Consider the following 1380-nt stretch of genomic DNA (forward strand, 5'->3'; position numbering starts at 1 on the left):
GCATATTCATTAAGGGAATAGCCGATTGCTCTAGAGCCTTGTCTCCATCAGATTCAGGAATCCACTTCGGTACATCGGTAGGTTTACCGCTTTCATCTACGGCTACCATAATCACGATACAGTGCGTAGTTAAACGATTTTTCATCTGTTTTGGATCGCTAGCTTGAACATCAATGGCGATGTGCATTGAGCTTCGACGGGTGTAAATGACTTTCGCGCTGACTTCCACAAGGTTGCCAACATGAATAGGCGCAACAAAACGAATCCCACCCGCGTAGGCAGTAATGCAGTATTTTCCACTCCAAGCGGCACTGCATGCATAAGCGGCTAAGTCGATCCATTTCATTACAGCGCCGCCGTGAACCTTTCCGCCAAAATTAACGTCGCTAGGTTCTGCTAAAAAACGAAGGGTAATATCTCTTTGACCACTGCTCATCTGTCATTCCTTTGTGAGTTATTGTTCTGACAATGTAGCAGCAAGCGTTTGTGACGGGAATAGGGCGAGCAACAAAACATTAACTTTTGTTTGAGGTGTTGATACCAAAAAGCCACGGCTCTACTCCGTGGCTTTTCTCTTTGTTGTTAGGCGGAAGTTGATGGTAGCTCTTGGCCAGCAAGAGTTTGCTTCTTACGTACTTTTATCTGCGACAGAATCACGCCGGAGATAACCATCAAGCCGCCGATAATATGGTACACGTGAATCTCTTCACCGAGCAGTGTTGACGCTAAGGCGACAGAGACCACAGGCATTAAGTTCATGAACATGGCGCTGGAGTCTGCACCAATCAAATCTATTGCTTTTACCCACATCAATGGAGCGAAAATAGACGCTGCGATACCAGCATAAGCGATCAGTGGAAGCGCCTCTTGGCTAGGAAGCAGTTGTTCGCTTGAAAGCCACAGTGGAGTCAGCATGATGACAGAGAAGAAGCCTTGCATGTAAACCAATGTTAGGCTGTTAAATGGCATCTTCCAACGTTTTAAAAGCACACAATATGCGGCATAAACTAACGCGGCCAGTAACATTAAGCTGTCGCCTTGCGTCATATCTTGATGCAAGAAGTAGGTGACGTCACCGTGCCCAAGCATAAATGCTAAACTACCAAGTGAAATTGCCCCACCGACAATGCTCAACATAGAAACCGATTTACCCAATAGAGGAACGCTTAAAAACACGCTGATCAAAGGCACTAATGACGTAATCAACGCCATGTTTGAAGCCGTTGTAGTTAAGCCTGCGTAGTAGCCTAACGACTGGTTAAGTACCATGCCGAGTAGGGCTAAAAATGCCAGTTTAGTCAGGTATGGGCGAATCACATGACGCTGTTTGATTACGGCTGGCAAGCAAAATGGCGTTAGAAGAACCATCGCAACAAACCA

General features: G+C 46.0%; 2 protein-coding genes. Both read right to left on the minus strand.

The window, feature by feature from the left end; all coding sequences use genetic code 11:
* Positions 1–436, minus strand: a 436-nt coding sequence (locus tag R7R24_RS24500; RefSeq protein ID WP_318119696.1) for an acyl-CoA thioesterase, incomplete at its 3' end; no start/stop codon positions are given.
* 146 nt (positions 437–582) lie between these two features.
* A partial coding sequence (locus tag R7R24_RS24505; protein ID WP_318119697.1) for a DMT family transporter occupies positions 583–1380 on the minus strand: 798 nt, incomplete at its 5' end.

Source organism: Vibrio sp. 704 (genome assembly GCF_033339295.1).